The sequence below is a fragment of the Xanthomonas sp. NCPPB 1826 genome, assembly GCF_056725285.1.
On record NZ_CM161521.1, the window covers coordinates 2,192,515 to 2,208,702 of the forward strand.

The 16,188-nt window shown below is 66.0% G+C and carries 14 protein-coding genes and 1 tRNA gene; 5 read left to right on the forward strand and 10 right to left on the reverse strand.

From position 1 onward, the window contains the following. Positions 1-140: 140 nt before the first annotated feature. Both AC1PLA_RS09565 and AC1PLA_RS09570 read left to right on the forward strand, forming a co-directional pair. Complete coding sequence (locus AC1PLA_RS09565; RefSeq protein ID WP_481106184.1) at positions 141-1,097, forward strand: glycoside hydrolase family 5 protein; 957 nt, start codon at positions 141-143, stop codon at positions 1,095-1,097. A gap of 1,070 nt (positions 1,098-2,167) precedes the next feature. Next, positions 2,168-3,091, forward strand: a complete 924-nt coding sequence (locus tag AC1PLA_RS09570) for an IS110 family RNA-guided transposase (RefSeq protein WP_481105486.1) — start codon at positions 2,168-2,170, stop codon at positions 3,089-3,091. Positions 3,092-3,363: 272 nt separating this feature from the next. Here AC1PLA_RS09570 and AC1PLA_RS09575 read toward each other — a convergent pair whose 3' ends face one another. Beyond that, entirely contained in the window at positions 3,364-3,942 is a 579-nt protein-coding gene (locus tag AC1PLA_RS09575) for a response regulator transcription factor (protein WP_016903100.1), read from the reverse strand. Then, positions 3,939-5,165 carry an ATP-binding protein gene (locus AC1PLA_RS09580; RefSeq protein WP_016903101.1) on the reverse strand — a complete coding sequence of 409 codons (1,227 nt, stop codon included), beginning with the start codon at positions 5,163-5,165 and terminating at the stop codon, positions 3,939-3,941. Before AC1PLA_RS09580 ends, AC1PLA_RS09575 begins: the two co-directional genes overlap by 4 nt. Positions 5,166-5,285: 120 nt before the next feature. Here AC1PLA_RS09580 and ispG point away from each other — a divergent pair, with 120 nt between their 5' ends. Together ispG and AC1PLA_RS09590 are read left to right on the forward strand one after the other, a co-directional pair. Further along, a complete protein-coding gene (gene ispG / locus AC1PLA_RS09585; protein WP_024940821.1) occupies positions 5,286-6,551 on the forward strand; it encodes a flavodoxin-dependent (E)-4-hydroxy-3-methylbut-2-enyl-diphosphate synthase in 1,266 nt (421 codons plus the stop codon). Then, complete coding sequence (locus AC1PLA_RS09590) at positions 6,532-7,230, forward strand: phosphatase PAP2 family protein (protein WP_102254122.1); 699 nt, start codon at positions 6,532-6,534, stop codon at positions 7,228-7,230. The genes ispG and AC1PLA_RS09590 overlap by 20 nt, the downstream gene beginning before the upstream one ends. Positions 7,231-7,308: 78 nt before the next feature. On the opposite strand, the gene AC1PLA_RS09595 is transcribed toward AC1PLA_RS09590, so the two are convergent. The 8 genes from AC1PLA_RS09595 to amaB all read right to left on the reverse strand — a co-directional run bounded on the left by AC1PLA_RS09595 (position 7,309) and on the right by amaB (position 15,557). After that, a complete protein-coding gene (locus AC1PLA_RS09595) occupies positions 7,309-8,607 on the reverse strand; it encodes an MFS transporter (protein ID WP_481106063.1) in 1,299 nt (432 codons plus the stop codon). A 165-nt stretch (positions 8,608-8,772) separates the two neighbouring features. After that, on the reverse strand, positions 8,773-9,477 hold the full coding sequence (locus AC1PLA_RS09600; RefSeq protein ID WP_481106064.1) for an aspartate/glutamate racemase family protein: 705 nt from the start codon (positions 9,475-9,477) through the stop codon (positions 8,773-8,775). Positions 9,478-9,617: 140 nt separating this feature from the next. Beyond that, positions 9,618-10,529, reverse strand: coding sequence for a DMT family transporter (locus AC1PLA_RS09605; protein ID WP_026064463.1), 912 nt, complete (start codon positions 10,527-10,529; stop codon positions 9,618-9,620). Next, a complete protein-coding gene (murB, locus tag AC1PLA_RS09610) occupies positions 10,523-11,575 on the reverse strand; it encodes a UDP-N-acetylmuramate dehydrogenase (protein ID WP_481106065.1) in 1,053 nt (350 codons plus the stop codon). Before murB ends, AC1PLA_RS09605 begins: the two co-directional genes overlap by 7 nt. Continuing rightward, entirely contained in the window at positions 11,572-12,627 is a 1,056-nt protein-coding gene (locus AC1PLA_RS09615; protein ID WP_039521311.1) for a quinone-dependent dihydroorotate dehydrogenase, read from the reverse strand. The genes murB and AC1PLA_RS09615 overlap by 4 nt, the downstream gene beginning before the upstream one ends. Before the next feature lie 5 nt (positions 12,628-12,632). After that, on the reverse strand, positions 12,633-13,400 hold the full coding sequence (locus AC1PLA_RS09620; protein ID WP_016903109.1) for a class I SAM-dependent methyltransferase: 768 nt from the start codon (positions 13,398-13,400) through the stop codon (positions 12,633-12,635). Between the two features lie 2 nt (positions 13,401-13,402). Further along, a complete protein-coding gene (locus AC1PLA_RS09625) occupies positions 13,403-13,687 on the reverse strand; it encodes a DUF4190 domain-containing protein (protein WP_016903110.1) in 285 nt (94 codons plus the stop codon). A gap of 337 nt (positions 13,688-14,024) precedes the next feature. Beyond that, complete coding sequence (gene amaB, locus AC1PLA_RS09630) at positions 14,025-15,557, reverse strand: L-piperidine-6-carboxylate dehydrogenase (RefSeq protein WP_481106066.1); 1,533 nt, start codon at positions 15,555-15,557, stop codon at positions 14,025-14,027. Between the two features lie 134 nt (positions 15,558-15,691). Between amaB and AC1PLA_RS09635 the strand changes: the two genes are divergently transcribed. Further along, a tRNA-Arg gene (locus AC1PLA_RS09635) sits at positions 15,692-15,768 on the forward strand. Positions 15,769-16,188 lie beyond the last annotated feature (420 nt).

Here is a 16,188-nt window from a genome sequence, read left to right on the forward strand (position 1 = left end):
ATGTGACAGGGGTTGCATCGGCTGGCACGTCAAATTGACACAGTGTTCACGCGCACTGTGAGGGTCGCCATCGTTCGTCGTCCTCCCCTCTGTCTGGAAAATCGATCGTGAAATCACCGTTGTCTGGTTTTGCCCACCGCATGCTGCTGGTCGTTGCAGGCCTGGCAGTGTCGTCTGCCGCGCACGCGGGGCTGTCGGTGTCCGGCACACAACTGCGTGAGTCCAATGGCAACACCGTGGTCTTGCGTGGCGTCAATCTGCCGCACGCCTGGTATGCAAGCCGTACCGACGCGGCCCTGGCTGCCATCGCTGCCACCGGCGCCAATAGCGTGCGCGTGGTGCTCAGTTCCGGTTATCGCTGGAACCGCACACCGGAGGCCGAGGTGTCGCGCATCATCGCGCGTTGCAAAAGCCTGGGCTTGATCGCGGTGCTGGAAGTGCACGACACCACTGGCTATGGCGAAGACGGCGCTGCCGCTGGCCTGGCCCACGCTACTGCGTACTGGACCAGCATCCGCAAGGCGCTGATCGGCAACGAAGACCAGGTCATCATCAATATCGGCAACGAGCCGTTCGGCAATCAGTTGAGCGCCAGCGAATGGGTCAACGGCCATGCAACCGCAATCGCCGCATTGCGCAAGGCCGGACTGACCCACGCCCTGATGGTGGATGCGCCGAACTGGGGCCAGGACTGGAAGTTCTACATGCGCGACAACGCTGCCGCGTTGCTGGCGCGCGACAGCCGCCGCAACCTGATCTTCAGCGTGCACATGTACGAAGTGTTCGGCAGCGATGCGACGGTCAACAATTATCTGCGCGCTTTCCGCGATAAAAAGCTGGCGCTGGTGATCGGCGAGTTCGGTGGAGACCATCGCGGCGCGCACGTGGACGAGGCAGCGATCATGCGCCGTGCCCGCGAATACGACGTTGGCTATCTGGGCTGGTCGTGGTCGGGCAACGACAGCAGCACGCAATCGCTGGATATCGCAATCGGCTGGAACGCCACGCGCCTCAGCAGCTGGGGGCGCAACCTGATCCTGGGCGCCGATGGCATCACCGCGACCTCGCGCAGGGCGAGCGTGTTCGGGCCACGTTGAGAGTGAAGCCCTGCGGTCAGCGTCTTTAATTTTTTGGGATGCCTGGATAGTTTGCTGCAGAGCTGCAGCGCAGTTGATCTGCTGCTTGGCTGCAGGGCCCTTGCCCGCCCACCCTCGCGGGACACGCCGCAAGTACGTCCCTGTAGGCTCTTACGCGGCATCCATGCCGCGTAAGGTCCCGCGACGGTGGGCGGGCAAGGACCAGTCGAGATGGTCGGTATGCATGGTTTTCAACAAAACAGCCGGCAACCGGTGCGGTGTCCTTGCCGCGCCCTCGACGCTGTGAATTTGCTGCAGGGCCCTTGCCCGCCCACCATCGCAGGACACGCCGCAAGTACGTCCCTGTAGGCTCTTACGCGGCATCCATGCCGCGTAAGGTCCCGCGACGGTGAGCGGGCAAGGACCAGTTGAGATGGTCGGTGTGCATGGTTTCGACAGAGCAACCGGAAACCGGTGCGGTGTCCTCGCCGTGTTCTCGACGCTGTGAGTTTGCTGCAGGGCCCTTGCCCGTCCACCATCGCAGGACACGCCGCAAGTACGTCCATGTAGGCTCTTACGCGGCATCCATGCCGCGTAAGGTCCCGCGACGATGGGCGGGCAAGGACCCGTCGAGATGGTCGGTGCCATAGTGGAAGCGACGCAGGACGTGCGCTGGTCGGATGACTAAGCGTTCGATCAACCTTTGACCATTTTCGCGTCGCAAGCCGAGCAGCAAACGGGCTTTCAACACGCAAGCTGCAAACGTCGCATCTGCTGCCGCAAGCCGAGCAACACGCTTTCAAGAAAGCAGCCGGCCAACTCTCTTGCGCGGTGTCCTTGCCGGTTGCGGGACCCTTGGCGGCATGGACGCCGCCAAGGAGCCTTATCTGTTCAGATTCTGCCAGTCTGGGTGTCGAGAGCCGACGTGGGCCACCGTTAGAGCCTAGATCATTGCCGATCGTCGTGGAGACAGGTGCCCACGTCGGTTTCTCCCCCGTATCGCCCGAACAGTTGCCAGTGTTGCCACGCGTAGACGTAAGGCTGGGCAGGCGGGGGAGCTCTCGACCCTTTAAGCCTAACGGAGTTCACCCATGAACGGCATCGGGATTGATGTGTGCAAGGCCATGTTGGATGTGGCCGTCCATCGCGGCCCTTTCGAGCGGTTTCACAACACACCCGCGGGCCATCGCAAGCTTCTGTCCTGGCTGGCGACGCAGCAGGTTGGCCAGGTTGTCCTGGAGGCGTCTGGCGGTTACGAACAGCAGATACTGGATGCCCTGTTCGACGCCGGTCACCAAGTCGTGCGGGCCGATGCGTACCGCTGCCAGGCCTTCGCTGCTGCCACCGGTTTGCCGGCAAAAACAGATCGCCTGGATGCGACCAATCTGGCCTGCATGGCGGCCACCCTTGAGCTGCGTGCCTATCAGCCGATGGAGCCTTGGCGGCGAAAGCTGCGCGAGTTCGTGCGTGCGCGACAGCAGCTTGTGGACCTGGCAACAAGCGCGCAAAACCAGTTGGAACAGGGGACGGACACCAGCTTACGCCGCCTGCTGCAGGCCAATATCACGCAGATGAAAAAGCACTGCGTGCGACTGGAAAAACACATCGCCGAACAGGTCCGCCAGCAACCGCAGTTGGAAGCGATGCGTTCGTTTAAAGGCGTCGGAGCGATCCTGCAAGCGGTGATCGCCAGTTATCTGCCGGAGCTGGGCACCCTTGATGGCAAGGCCATTGCCAAGCTGGTCGGCGTCGCTCCCATCGCCCACGATAGCGGCACCACACGCGGCATCCGCAGGATCGGCGGCGGGCGGATCGAGGTGCGCAACGTGCTGTACATGGCCTGCCTGTCGGCCATCCAGCACGAGCCCCAGATCCGGGAGTTTTATCGGTCGCTGCGGGCACGCGGAAAGCCCGGCAAGGTCGCCGTCGTGGCGGCGATGCGCAAGATGCTGGTCATCCTCAACGCCCGCGCCAGAGATGCGCTAGGCGGACAGGCCCAAGCCATCCCGACCTGAGTGTCAATGCGCTCGATGGGGCCATGGCTGCCGACAGGCGGCCAGCACCACCGTGCCCGGCTTGCGGAGCGGCAGAGCCACTCCAACAACACAGTTGCTCCATGGACGGATTCACGGCGTGTCCCGCAAGCGGCGAGGGCACCGCGCCCTCGACTCACCGAGCGTTTGACTTAAGCGTCGGATCGCGCCAAAAAAACAGCGCCATGGTTGAACGGATCAAGCCTCGGGTAGCGCCTGAAAAACGCCACGGTTCAACGTATCGATGTCAGGCCTCAACGCCCGGGCTCGCGTAACGGCCCCGGGCTTGGCCGCTTGGTCAGCTTGCGCTGCAGCGAGCGGCGGTGCATGCCGAGCAGGCGGGCGGCGGCGGAGACATTGCCGCCGGTCTCGTGCAGCGCTTGCTGGATGTGCTCCCACTGCAGGCGGCTGAGCGGTGTCATCATCTCCCGCGCGGTTTCTTCTTCGTCCGGCTCCGGCAGCTCGTCGTCCTCTTCGCCCAGCGCCCGCATGATGGTCGGGATATTGGCCGGCTTGGGCAGGTAGTCGTCGGCGCCGAGCTTGATCGCCTCCACCGCGGTGGCGATGCTCGCATAGCCGGTGACCAGCAGGATGCGCATGTCGGCGCGGATCTCGCGCAGCGGCTGGATCAGGCTCAGGCCGGAATCGTGGCCGAGTTTGAGGTCGATCAAAGCGAAATCGGGCAAGGCGCTTCGGGCGGTCGACAGGGCACTGGCCGCGTCGGTGGCGGTCAGGGTTTCCACGCCGCGGCGGGCGAGGCTGCGCTGCAGCGTGCGCAGGTACAAGGTGTCGTCGTCGACCAGCAGGCCGGTACGCAGGGGAGTGCTTGTCATGCGAGTGCCTCGTGTTCGGAGAGCGGCAGACGGAAACCGACGCGGGCGCCGCTGCCTTCGGCGGGCAGCATCCACAACTCGCCCTGCAGCCGCTCGACGGTGGCGTGCGAGAGCGCCAGCCCGACGCCCATGCCGTCGTGCTTGCCGCTGTTGAATAAAGTGCCTGGCAGCATGGCCTGCGAGGTGTCGAAGCCCGGACCGTAGTCGCGGACTTCGCCGCTGAGATGGTCCTGCTCCACGCGCAGGGTCAGATCGATCTGCGGCCGGCCGGCACGTTCGCCGGCATCGGCCGCATTGTTGAGCAGCACCATCAGCAGATGGCTGACGCCCGGCTGCAGCAGCAGGCGCATCGGTGCGTCGTCGTTGCGGCGCAGCTCGATGGTCGGGCGCACCAGCCGCCATTGTTCCAGCACGTCCTTGACCGCCACCTCGCGGCTGAGGTGGCCGTTGTCGGCCGGTGCGGCCAGCGCCAGCACGCGCTCGTGGCACTGCACCAGCAGCTCGCGCAGGGTATCCAGGTCCTCGCGCAATTCGCCTTGGTCGCATTGATCGGCGATGTCGTCGACCAGCAGGGTCATCGTCGCCAGTGGCGTGTTGAGCTCATGCGCCACCGAGGCCGCGTGCGTGGCCAGCGCGACGATGCCCTCGTTACGCGCGAAGCGCTCGCGCAGCGTGGAGATCTCGCGCTCGCGTTCGCGCATCGACAAGGCCAGCCGGGTGGCGAAGGCCAGCACCACCACCGTCGACAGCAGGAAGTTGGCCGCCATGCCCCACATGTGCAGGCTGAGCGGGTCGAAGCTGCCGTAGGGCAGCGGCAGGCCGAATGCCGCACTGATCACATAACCGGCCACACAGGACGCTGCCACCGCCATCGCCCAGCCCAGCGGCAGGGCCAGTGCGGCCAGCGCGATCAGCACCAGGAACAGCGAGCCGAACGGGTTGGCGATGCCGCCGCTCCAGCCCACCATCCAGGTCAGCACGGTGACATCGACCAGGATGTGGCCAAACTCGGTGGCCGGGCTGACCGCGCCACGGTGGGCCACCCGCAGTTGCGCATACAGGTTGAACACCGCCAGTGCGGCCACGCCGGCCCACAAGGGTTGCTGCGGCAGGTCCAGACCCATCAGGCCGGTGGCGACCAGGATGGTGGCGGCCTGGCCGGCGGTGGCCAGCCAGCGCAGGCTGCACAGGGTCCGCAGGAAGGAGGCGTCTGAGGAATTCATCACGGCAATGCTATGCGCTCGGGGGCGTGGCGGCCTGCGACAAACCGTCGCATCGGCCCGGAAGACGACCCGCGCAGCGCTTCAGCTGTGAGCGGACCGATGACAGGCTAAAATACCGCGATGTACGACGCCGTGACTCGCCCAACCCCTCCCGCCGACGCCACCGCCTGGCCGCGCCGCATCACCCAGGCCGTCAAGATCGGCAGCGTGACTGTGGGCGGCGGCCACCCGGTGGTCGTCCAGTCGATGACCAATACCGATACCGCCGACATCGCCGGCAGCGTCAAGCAGGTGGCCGACCTGTGGCGCGCCGGCTCGGAAATGGTGCGCCTGACCGTCAACAACGCCGAGTCGGCCGCGGCCATTCCGCGCATCGTCGACAAGCTGCGCATGATGGGGATCGAGGTGCCGTTGATCGGCGATTTCCATTACAACGGTCACCAGTTGCTCGCCGCCGAGCCGGCCTGCGCCGAAGCGCTGGCCAAGTACCGCATCAATCCGGGCAATGTCGGCTTCGGCAAGAAAAAGGACCTGCAGTTCGCGCAGCTGATCGAGTTCGCGATCAAGTACGACAAGCCGGTGCGCATCGGTGCCAACTGGGGCTCGCTGGACCAGTCGCTGGCTGCGCAGCTGATGGACGAGAACTCGCAGCGCGACACCCCCTGGGATGCCGGTCGCGTGCTGCGTGAGGCCTTGATCCGTTCGGCAGTGGATTCGGCCGAGCGCGCGGTGGAGCTGGGGCTGGCGCGCGAGCGCATCATCCTGTCGGCCAAGGTATCCGGTGTGCAGGAGCTGATCGCGGTATATCGCGATATGGCGAGCCGCTGCGACTTTGCGCTGCATCTGGGCCTGACCGAGGCCGGTATCGGCAGCAAGGGCATCGTGGCCTCCGCCGCCGCGCTGAGCGTGCTGCTGCAGGAAGGCATCGGCGACACCATCCGCATCTCGCTGACGCCGGAACCGGGCCAGTCGCGCACCCAGGAAGTGATTGTCGCGCAGGAACTGCTGCAGACCACTGGCCAGCGCGCCTTCACGCCGATGGTCACGGCCTGCCCGGGCTGCGGCCGCACCACCTCCGAGTTCTTCCAGGAACTGGCCGGCGTGGTGCAGAACCACGTGCGCGCCAAGATGCCGGAGTGGAAGATCAGCAACCCCGGCGCGGAAAACATGACCCTGGCGGTGATGGGCTGCGTGGTCAACGGGCCGGGCGAATCGCGCCACGCCAACATCGGCATCTCGTTGCCGGGCACCGGAGAGGCGCCGTCGGCACCGGTGTTCATCGATGGCGAGAAAAGCGTCACCTTGCGTGGCGAAAACATCGCCTACGAGTTCATCGATCTGATCGATCAGTACGTCGAACGCACTTATGTCCGCCGCGCCGGCTGAATCGCCGGCCGGTTTCAGGGGATGGCTGCGCAGCAATGCGTGGCGCATGGCGTTGCTGTTTACCGGCGTGCTGCTGCCGTTGGGCTTGTTCGTCGACCTCGCCGACGAAGTCCACGAGCTGGAAAACTTCTATTTCGATGAGCCCCTGCTGTGGAGCATGCGCAGCATCGCCACGCCGGGGCTGGACGCGTTTTTCGGGGTGATTTCCAAGATCGGCTACCAATACGGGGTGATCCCGGCTGATATCGCCATCGTGCTGGTGTTGCTGATGTTGCGGCGCTGGCGCGAGGGGACCTTTGCCGCACTCGGCTTTGGCGGCTCGGCCTTATTGAACATGGGCGCCAAGCAGGTGTTCCAGCGCGACCGCCCGAGCCTGTGGGAATCGATCGCCCCGGAAAGCACTTTCAGCTTTCCCAGCGGGCATGCGATGGGCTCGATGACGCTCGCTGCGGTGCTCATCGCGCTGGCCTGGAACACGCGCTGGCGCTGGCCGGTGACCATTGCCGCCAGCCTGTTCGCGGTGCTTGTCGGCGTGTCGCGGATCTACCTGGGCGTGCATTATCCCTCCGACATCCTGGGCGGCTGGTCGGCCGCGCTGGTATGGGTGGTCGGGCTGTATCTGGTGATGTTTCGCGGCGCACGGCGGCCGCATTGGCGCCGCCATCTCACCTCGGCCTGAGGGCACGGCCGCGCGATGTCGAACGTGGTCGGCGCAGGCGTGCGACCGGGACTGGCGCAGACCGGCACGGTGTCCGACTCAGTAACGACGTATGCGTTCCCGGCGCCACAACTGCAGCCCGATCACGCTGCCGATCGCGGCCAGCAGAATCATGTAATACGCCGGTCCCATCGGGTGCTGCTTGAGCAACATCACCACCACCAACGGGGTCAGGCCACCGAATACCGCATAGCCCAGGTTGTAGGCGAACGACACCCCGGACAGGCGCACCACCGGCGGGAACGCTTCGACCATGACGCGCGGAACTGCCCCCAGGACGCCGAGCGCCGCGCCCAGCAGGGCGTACAGCGGAAACAGCAACTGCGGATCACCGGCCAGGCGATAGAACAGCCAGGCGCTGGCGCCCAGGAACACGCTGCCGGCAAGCAGCACGCGTCCATTGCCGTAGCGATCGGACAAGGCGCCGGCCACGATCGAGCCGATCGCCTGCAGCAGGACCGCGAGCAGGTTGGCCTGCAAGGCGACCGCTGCCGGGTAGTGGTACGCGCTCTGCAGCAGCGTCGGCGTCATCAACGACACCACCAGCACCCCGGCTGCCACCATCCAGGTCAGCCATAACGACTGCGCCACACTGCGTGGATGATCGCGCAGCACCAGCTTGAGCGGCGTTTCGCGCGCGACGGCACGCATCGCCATCAGCTCGGCGAACACCGGTGTTTCGTGCAGCCAACGCCGCAGATACACGGAAAGCAGGCCGAAGAGGCCGCCGGCCAAGAACGGCAGGCGCCAGGCATAGTCGGCGATTTCCTGCGGCGTGAAGGCGCGATTGATCGCCCCGGCGCTGAGCGAACCGAGCAACACCCCGGCGGCCAGGCCGGCGGTCAGTGTTCCGCAGGCCAGTCCCCTGCGTTGCGCAGGCACGTGCTCTGCGACGAAGACCCATGCACTGGGAACTTCGCCGCCGATGGCCGCGCCCTGCAGCAACCGCATCGTCAGCAGCAGCAGCGGGGCGGCCAGGCCGATCTGCGCATAGGTCGGCAGCACGCCGATGGCCAGGGTCGGCAAGGCCATCAACCCGATGCTCAGCGCGAACATGCGCTTGCGACCGAGCAGGTCGCCGAAGTGCGCCATCACGATCCCGCCCAGCGGACGGATCAGGTAGCCGGCAGCAAAGATGCCGAAGGTCTGCAACTGCCGCATCCAGTCCGGTATGCCCGGCGGAAAGAACAGCTCTCCCAGCACCGTCGCGAAGAAGATGAAGATGATGAAGTCGTAGAATTCCAGCGCGCCGCCCAGCGCGGACAGGGCCAGCGTCTTGTAGTCGCCGCAAGTGAGCTGGCTTGTGGGTGCAGTGCCTGTTGTGGAAGGGGTCTTCAAGGCATGACATCCTGTGGCAGGTGCTCGCGCGCATGCGCGTGCTGGAGCAGTGAGGTATGAGTCATCCGTGCTATTGCCGCGGCAATGCCCAGCTTGCACGCTTGCCCGCCATGGCAAGGCGCATGCACTTCGGGAAAGGCGCGCTGGCTGCGCCTTCGGTACCGATCAGTCGCGCACACTTGCGTGCGCCGCCGCTTCGGCATGCAGTGCGGTGGTGTCGAACAACGGCAGCTGCGCATCGCTGCTGTCCATCAGCAGCGAAATCTCGGTGCAGCCCAGGATGATCGCTTGCGCACCCTCCTGGCCGAGGTCGGCCATGACCTGGCGGAAATAGCCGCGCGACTCCGGCCGGATGATGCCCTGGCAGAGTTCGTCGTAGATCACCCGATGCAGTTGCGCGCGTGCGTCGGCCGGCGGTACCAGCACCTGCAGGCCACGCGCAGCCAGGCGCTCGCGATAGAACGGCTGTTCCATGGTGAAACGCGTGCCGAGCAGCCCGACCCGGGTGACCCCCGCGGCAATCAACGCATCGGCGGTGGCATCGGCGATATGCAGCAATTGCAGCGGCGTTGCGGAGGTGATCGCATCGGCAACGCAATGCATGGTGTTGGTGCACAGCACCAGGAAGTCGGCACCGCCGGCATGCAGCGCGCGCGCCGCTGCCGCCATTGCCTGGCCTGCGCCGTCCCAGTCGCCGGCGTGTTGCAGGCGTTCGATCTCATGGAAATTGACGCTGTACAGCAAGAGCCTGGCCGAATGCAGGCCACCGCAGGCCAGGCGCACCCGCTGGTTGATGATGCGGTAGTAGGGCAGGGTGGATTCCCAGCTCATGCCGCCGATCAGGCCGATGGTTTTGCTTGGAACCGGCATGCCGACCTCACCTTGGAACAGTCAACGAAGTGCGTGCGCATCGCCCCTTCAATGGCCGGGGAGCGCGTACCAGCGCAGTGTACGTCGGCATCGTCGCCACGCCACCGCGCGGGCCGGTCAGGCCGCTCGCAGACGGTCGATCACTCGCCCGGTTTTGCGCCTTCCAGCGGTGCGTGCGTGGCGGCGCGACGTGCCAGCACGCTTTCACGATGGGCGATGTAGACATTGGCGCAGATGATGATGGCCGCACCGATCAGGGTATGGTGTTCGATCGCCTCGCCGAACAGCCACCAGCCCAGCAGCGCCACCAGCGGCAGCTGCATGAAGCTGATCGGCTGCAGTGCGGAGACTTCGCCCAGCTTGAGCGCGCGCGTCCAGAACAGCTGGCCGGCGGTGCCGAAGATGCCGGTCGCCGCCAGCCAGAGCCAGTCGATGCCCTGCGGCCAGCTCCACTGAAACAGTGCCGGAATCAGCGACATCGGCACCCAGAACACATAGGTGTAGAACACCACGGTGTCCGAGTCGTCGCTGCGCGAGAGCTGCTTGATCTGGATCGCCACCACGGCGCTGATCACCGCTGCCAGCAGCGCAATCAGCAGACCGGGCGTAAAGGTGGACGAGCCTGGCCGCAGGATCACCAACACGCCGATGAATCCGGCCGCCACCGCCAGCCAGCGGCGCAGGCGCACCTGTTCGTGCAGCCACACCACGGCCAGCACGGTGACGAACAACGGGGTGGAATACGACAGCGAGATCGCCTGCGACAACGGCAGGTGGCCGATCGCCCAGAACCCGCACAGCATCGAGGCCAGGCCGATCAGGGTACGTGCCAGGTACTGCGGCAATTGCCGCGTGCGCGGCAGCGCCTTGCCGGCGCGCAGGATCAGCGGCAACAGGGCTAACAGCCCGAATGCATTGCGAAAGAACGCGATCTCGGTGGTGGCGATGGTGCCCGAGGCCAGCCGGATGCAGATGGCCATCAGGCCGAAGGCGAAGGTACTGGTGAGCATCCACAGCGCAGCACGTCGTGATGCCTGCTGCGCTGTCACCAATGCGCTCCGATGATGCGCGGCTCCTGCTCCAGGATCACCGAGTAACGCTCGCGCACCGATTCGGCGATGCGCCGCGCAAAGTCCAGCAGCTGCGCACCGCTGGCGGTGCCGTAGTTGACCAGCACCAGGGCGTGATCCGGCGACACCCCGGCATCGCCTTCGCGCCGGCCCTTCCAGCCGCACTGCTCGATCAACCAGGCCGCCGACAACTTGCCCTGGCCGGGCTGCTCACCGGGATACACCGGCATATCGGCAAAGGTGGCCTGCAGCGCGGCAATCTGCTCGCTGGGCAGCAAGGGATTCTTGAAGAAGCTGCCGGCATTGCCGAGCACATCCGGGTCCGGCAGTTTGCGTCGACGGATGTTGATCACCGCCTGCGCCACATCGGCGGCACCGGCCAGGTCGGCGCCCATGCTCGCCAGCTCCTCGCGGATGCCGGCGTAGTCCAGCCGCAACTCGTGCAGCAGCGGCAGATTGAATTCCACCGCGACGATCAGATAACGCTCCGGCTGCTGCTTGAACACGCTGTCGCGATAGGCAAAGGCGCACTCGGCCGCGGTCAGCCGCACGAACTGCTGGGCATGCAGATCGAAGGCGTCCACCACATGGATGAAGTCGCCCACCTGCGCGCCGTATGCGCCGATGTTCTGGATCGGGCAGGCGCCGACAGTGCCGGGAATCAAGGCCAGATTCTCCAGCCCCGACAGGCCTTGCTGCAGCGAATACAGCACCAGCGCGTGCCAGTTGACGCCGGCACCGGCGCGCACGATGGCGTGGTCGGCATGGTGCGCGATGATGGCGATGTCGCGGTTTTCGAAACACAGCACGCAGCCCTGCGGGTCGCCGGCCAGCAGCACGTTGCTGCCGCTGCCCAATACCAGCAGCGGTTGCCCGGCGATCTCCGGCGCCGCCAGCGCCTGCGGCAAGGCATCGGCTGCGTGGATGCTCAGCAACCAGCGCGCCGTGGCATCGACATGAAAGGTATTGAGCGCGCGCAGGGGCGCGTGTTCGCTCAAACGCCAGCCGTCCTGTGTTGCATCGCTCATAGCGGCGACACCGCACCGCCGCTGGGCGCTTCGCGGCGGCGACGGATCGCGTCCACGCATTCGCCGATCAGCGGCGGCCCGCGATACACCAGGCCGCTGTAGCACTGCACCAGCGTCGCGCCTGCTGCCATCTTGGCCACCGCATCCGCACCGGAGTTGATGCCGCCCACGCCGATCAACGGGATCGACTCCGGCAGACGCGCGCGCAGGCGGCGCAGCACCAGGGTGGATTGCCCCAGCAGCGGCGCGCCCGACAGGCCACCGGCTTCGGCGGCCAGCGGATGGTTGGCGATCAGGGTGCGCGTCACCGTGGTGTTGGTGGCGATCACGCCATCCACCGCCAGATCGGCAAGCACGCGCGCGGCCGCATCGATGTCGCGGTCGTTGAGATCCGGCGCCACCTTCACCAGCATCGGCACGCGCTTGCCGTGTTGCGCGGCCAGGGCTTCCTGGGTGTCGCGCAGATCGGCGATCAGCCGGCGCAGCGCCTGTTCTTCCTGCAGCTCGCGCAAGCCGGCGGTGTTGGGCGACGAGATGTTGACCGTAATGTAGTCGGCCAGCGGGTAGACGCGCTCCATGCAATAGCGGTAGTCGCTGGTGGCTTCCTCGTTGGGCGTGTCCTTGTTCTTGCCGATGTTGATGCCGAGCAGGCCGCCGCGACGCCGCGCGCGTTGCACGTTGGCCACCAGCACGTCCACGCCCAGGTTGTTGAAGCCCATGCGGTTGATCACCGCCTGGTATTCCGGCAAGCGGAACATGCGCGGTTTGGGATTGCCTTCCTGCGGACGCGGCGTCACCGTGCCGATCTCGACGAAGCCGAAACCCAGCGCGAGCAGCGCATCGATGTGCTCGCCGTTCTTGTCCAGGCCGGCACCGAGCCCGACCGGATTGGGAAACATCAGACCGAAGGCCGGCGTCGGCAGCGGCACCGGGCGCTTGGCCAGCAGCGGCGTGGTGCCGGTGCGGTAGGCGACATCGATGGAGCGCAATGCCAGCGCGTGGGCGCGCTCGGCATCGAGGGAAAACAGCAAGGGGCGGGCAAGCGAATACATGCGGGTCAGTTCAATCCCCCGGCGAACACCCGGGTCTGGTATTGGAAGTCGATCAGCCCGTCGCGCGCATGCGCATCGAACAGCGTGCGCAGCGCGGCGAGCATCGGGGCATGGCGTGGGTCATGCGCGAGCGGCGCATACGACGAAGACAGCAGCCGGCCGCGCAAGGCATCGAAGTCCAGCCGTTGCACATTTGGAAAGCGTGCCATCGCGCGGAAGCCTTCGCCGAACCACGCCTGCATGGTGGCATCGTCCTGATAGCGTTCGGCCACGGCCGAATAGTCGGTACCGTAGTCCAGCAGCAGTTGCTCGTAGCCGCGCAGGAAGTCGGTGGTGTCCAGCTCGCGGCTGTTCCAGTAGATCACCGCCAGCCCGCCGGGCTGCAGGATGCGCGCCCACTCGGCACGCACCGCCTGCACGTCGAACCAGTGGAAGGCCTGCGCCGCAGACACCAAGCCGACGCTGGCATCGGCCAGCCCGGTGGCCTCGGCGGTGCCGTCGACCGCGCGGAACTTGGGGAACTCCGCCAGCCACTGCTGCGCGGCGGCGCGCATGGCCGGGTTGGGTTCCACCGCCGTGACCGGATAACCGGCCTCCAGAAACAGCCGGCTGGAGATGCCGGTGCCGGCACCGATATCGGCCACCGCGGTGGCCGGCGTCAGGCCCAGCTCTTCGTGCAGCCAGCGCAGCAGCTGCGGCGGATAGCTCGGCCGGTAGCGCACATAGGCCGCGACGCGGTCGTTGAAGCGTTGGGCGGAGGAGGGCGCGGCCATGCTCAACTGTTGGCGGCCGCAAGCCAGGCCAGGCCGCCGAAGAACAAGATGAAGATCGCCACCCCTGCCACCCAGAGCGCAACTGCCAGCCAACCAAGAATCAGCCCGCCGATAGCCAGCCCGTCGCCGTCCAGCCCCTGCGGATTGCGGCGGATTTCGCCACGCGCCAGGTGGCCGGTGATGATGGCGCAGAGGCTGCCGAGGAACGGGATCAGCGTCCAGCCGAGAATGCCCGAGACCAGGCTGACGATGGCCATGGCGCTGGTCTGTCGAACGACGACGTTCATCATGAACTCCTGAAGTGGCGGCAGCCGACGGCTGGCGTGTCCTGATTATCCCAGAGCTGCCGCCCGAATGGCGTGCCGTCTGCGGCCAGACGCGGTGCGTGGCCGGTTTTGACCGGAATGGGCGAGGCTGCGTCTGTGGCCGTCCCTGATATCGGGACTAGCGGCCGCTGAAACGTTGAGCACCGAGGTCGTGCGCAACTGCGTGACTCACTGCAAATGATCCGGGCACCCGGCCGCCGCTGATTGGCTGAGCCGGACGCAGGCACAACGTGGCAGCCATGCTCCGGCAAGCTTGCGACAGCGCGCCGGCTCGATGCCCGGCGCGCCTGCGCGTCGATCAAAGATCGAACTTGATGCCCTGCGCCAGCGGCAGCGAGGCGGAGTAGTTGATCGTGTTGGTCTGGCGACGCATATAGACCTTCCACGCATCCGAGCCGGATTCGCGGCCACCGCCGGTCTCCTTTTCGCCGCCGAACGCGCCGCCGATCTCCGCACCGGAGGTGCCGATGTTGACGTTGGCGATGCCGCAGTCGCTGCCGGCCGCCGACAGGAACTTCTCGGCCGCCTTCAGATTCTGGGTGAAGATCGACGACGACAGGCCCTGCGGCACGCCGTTCTGCAGCTCGATCGCCTCGTCCAGCGTGCTGTACTTCATCACGTACAGGATCGGCGCAAAGGTCTCGTGCTGCACCACCGCGTCGCTGTTTTGCAGCCCGGTGACGATGGCCGGCAGCACGAAGTTGCCCGGGCGGTCGATCGCGGTGCCGCCCACTTCGACCGTGCCGCCAGCGGCCTTGGCCTTGGCGATCGATGCCAGGAACTGTTCCACCGCGCCCTGGCTGTTGAGCGGGCCCATCAGGTTTGCCGGGTCGGTCGGGTCGCCGATCTTGCTGTCGAGCTGCTTGTACGCCTTGACCAGCGTGGCCAGCACGTTGTCGTAGATGGATGCGTGCACGATCAGGCGGCGCGTGGTGGTGCAGCGCTGCCCGGCGGTGCCCACCGCGCCGAACACGATGCCCGGGATGGCCAGCTTCAGGTCGGCGGTCTCGTCCAGGATGATGGCGTTGTTGCCGCCCAGCTCCAGCAGGCAACGGCCCAGGCGGTGCGCGACCTTTTCCGCAACCACGCGGCCGATCTGGGTCGAACCGGTGAAGCTGATCAGCGGGATGCGGGTGTCTTCCACCAACTTCTGCGACAGCGCCGTGCCGGCATCGTTGATCAGGAAGAAGATGTCCGGGAAACCGGCGTCCTTCAACGCCGCATTGCAGATCTTCATCGTCGCGATCGCGGTCAGCGGGGTCTTGTTGGACGGCTTCCAGATGCAGATATCGCCGCAGATGGCCGCCAGGAACGCATTCCACGCCCACACCGCCACCGGGAAGTTGAACGCACTGATGATGCCGACCAGGCCCAGCGGCTGGTACTGCTCGTACATGCGGTGGCCCGGCCGCTCCGAGTGCATGGTGTAGCCATAGAGCATGCGGCTCTGGCCGACCGCGAAGTCGGCGATGTCGATCATCTCCTGTACTTCGCCATCGCCCTCGGGCTTGCTCTTGCCCATTTCCAGCGCCACCAGCGAGCCCAGCGCATCCTTGTGCGCACGCAGCGCCTCGCCACACAGGCGAACGGCTTCGCCACGGCGCGGCGCAGGCGTGGTCCGCCACACCTTGAAGGCAGCCTGCGCACGCTGGACGATCAGCTCGTAGTCTTCCGGCGTGGTGGCCTGCACCTCGGCGATCACCGCGTTGGTGGTCGGATTGAGCGGCTGCAGCACCCCGGCGCCGGTGGCCTGCGACCAGGTCGCCTCGCCAAGATAGGTACCGGAATTGGACGCGGCGAGGTCGAGCGCCTTGAGCAGGTCAGCGGACATGGGATCTCCAAAGGTCGGGACGGTCGCGCGGCGGCCAGGGCCTCCCGCGACACGGGTAGCCGCCGATTTTAGCAGGCTCCGCCGACCACCCGCCGGCTTGGCAATCGCAACGATCGTGCGACAATGCCCACCTTGGCCCCGTAGCTCAGCTGGATAGAGCGTCCCCCTCCTAAGGGGAAGGTCGCCCGTTCGAATCGGGCCGGGGTCACCATGAATCAACGAATTAGCGCCGATTTTCTTTTCGGGTCTTGCCAGATTTAGAGACATATCCACAGCCGACTGCCGCAGGTGCCACAAGCGTGCTCGCGTGGCCGAAGTTGGCGATGAAGCGCTTCAATTCCCTTCGCGCCTTGCCTGCTGTGGCGGGGTGCTCGGCCACGTCCACTCAGGGTAGACGCTCACCAGTGGCAGGCGCGCAAGGATGCGTACGCCATGCGTCAGCTCAGCTTCTTTCGCTGCTGGTATTTCTTCAGCCTCATGAGCGCCGAGGCGGCCGAGGCAGATGCGGTGAGGTACGCCGCTCTGGTGCCAGCGGAGGTAGGCACTTGCGCCTCGCAGAGGCTAACGAGCGAGTTAGCGCACCGCTCGTTACTTGACTTGCTGCGGTGCGGGCAAGCAGGCTCCGCTGCGT

Bases quoted from the DNA above. Each gene is read 5' to 3' on its own strand.
- AC1PLA_RS09565 (WP_481106184.1), top strand. From the start codon at position 141: ATGCTGCTGGTCGTTGCAGGCCTGGCAGTGTCGTCTGCCGCGCACGCG.
- AC1PLA_RS09570 (WP_481105486.1), top strand. From the start codon at position 2,168: ATGAACGGCATCGGGATTGATGTGTGCAAGGCCATGTTGGATGTGGCC.
- AC1PLA_RS09575 (WP_016903100.1), bottom strand. From the start codon at position 3,942: ATGACAAGCACTCCCCTGCGTACCGGCCTGCTGGTCGACGACGACACC.
- AC1PLA_RS09580 (WP_016903101.1), bottom strand. From the start codon at position 5,165: ATGAATTCCTCAGACGCCTCCTTCCTGCGGACCCTGTGCAGCCTGCGC.
- ispG (WP_024940821.1), top strand. From the start codon at position 5,286: ATGTACGACGCCGTGACTCGCCCAACCCCTCCCGCCGACGCCACCGCC.
- AC1PLA_RS09590 (WP_102254122.1), top strand. From the start codon at position 6,532: ATGTCCGCCGCGCCGGCTGAATCGCCGGCCGGTTTCAGGGGATGGCTG.
- AC1PLA_RS09600 (WP_481106064.1), bottom strand. From the start codon at position 9,477: ATGCCGGTTCCAAGCAAAACCATCGGCCTGATCGGCGGCATGAGCTGG.
- murB (WP_481106065.1), bottom strand. From the start codon at position 11,575: ATGAGCGATGCAACACAGGACGGCTGGCGTTTGAGCGAACACGCGCCC.
- AC1PLA_RS09615 (WP_039521311.1), bottom strand. From the start codon at position 12,627: ATGTATTCGCTTGCCCGCCCCTTGCTGTTTTCCCTCGATGCCGAGCGC.
- AC1PLA_RS09620 (WP_016903109.1), bottom strand. From the start codon at position 13,400: ATGGCCGCGCCCTCCTCCGCCCAACGCTTCAACGACCGCGTCGCGGCC.
- AC1PLA_RS09625 (WP_016903110.1), bottom strand. From the start codon at position 13,687: ATGAACGTCGTCGTTCGACAGACCAGCGCCATGGCCATCGTCAGCCTG.
- amaB (WP_481106066.1), bottom strand. From the start codon at position 15,557: ATGTCCGCTGACCTGCTCAAGGCGCTCGACCTCGCCGCGTCCAATTCC.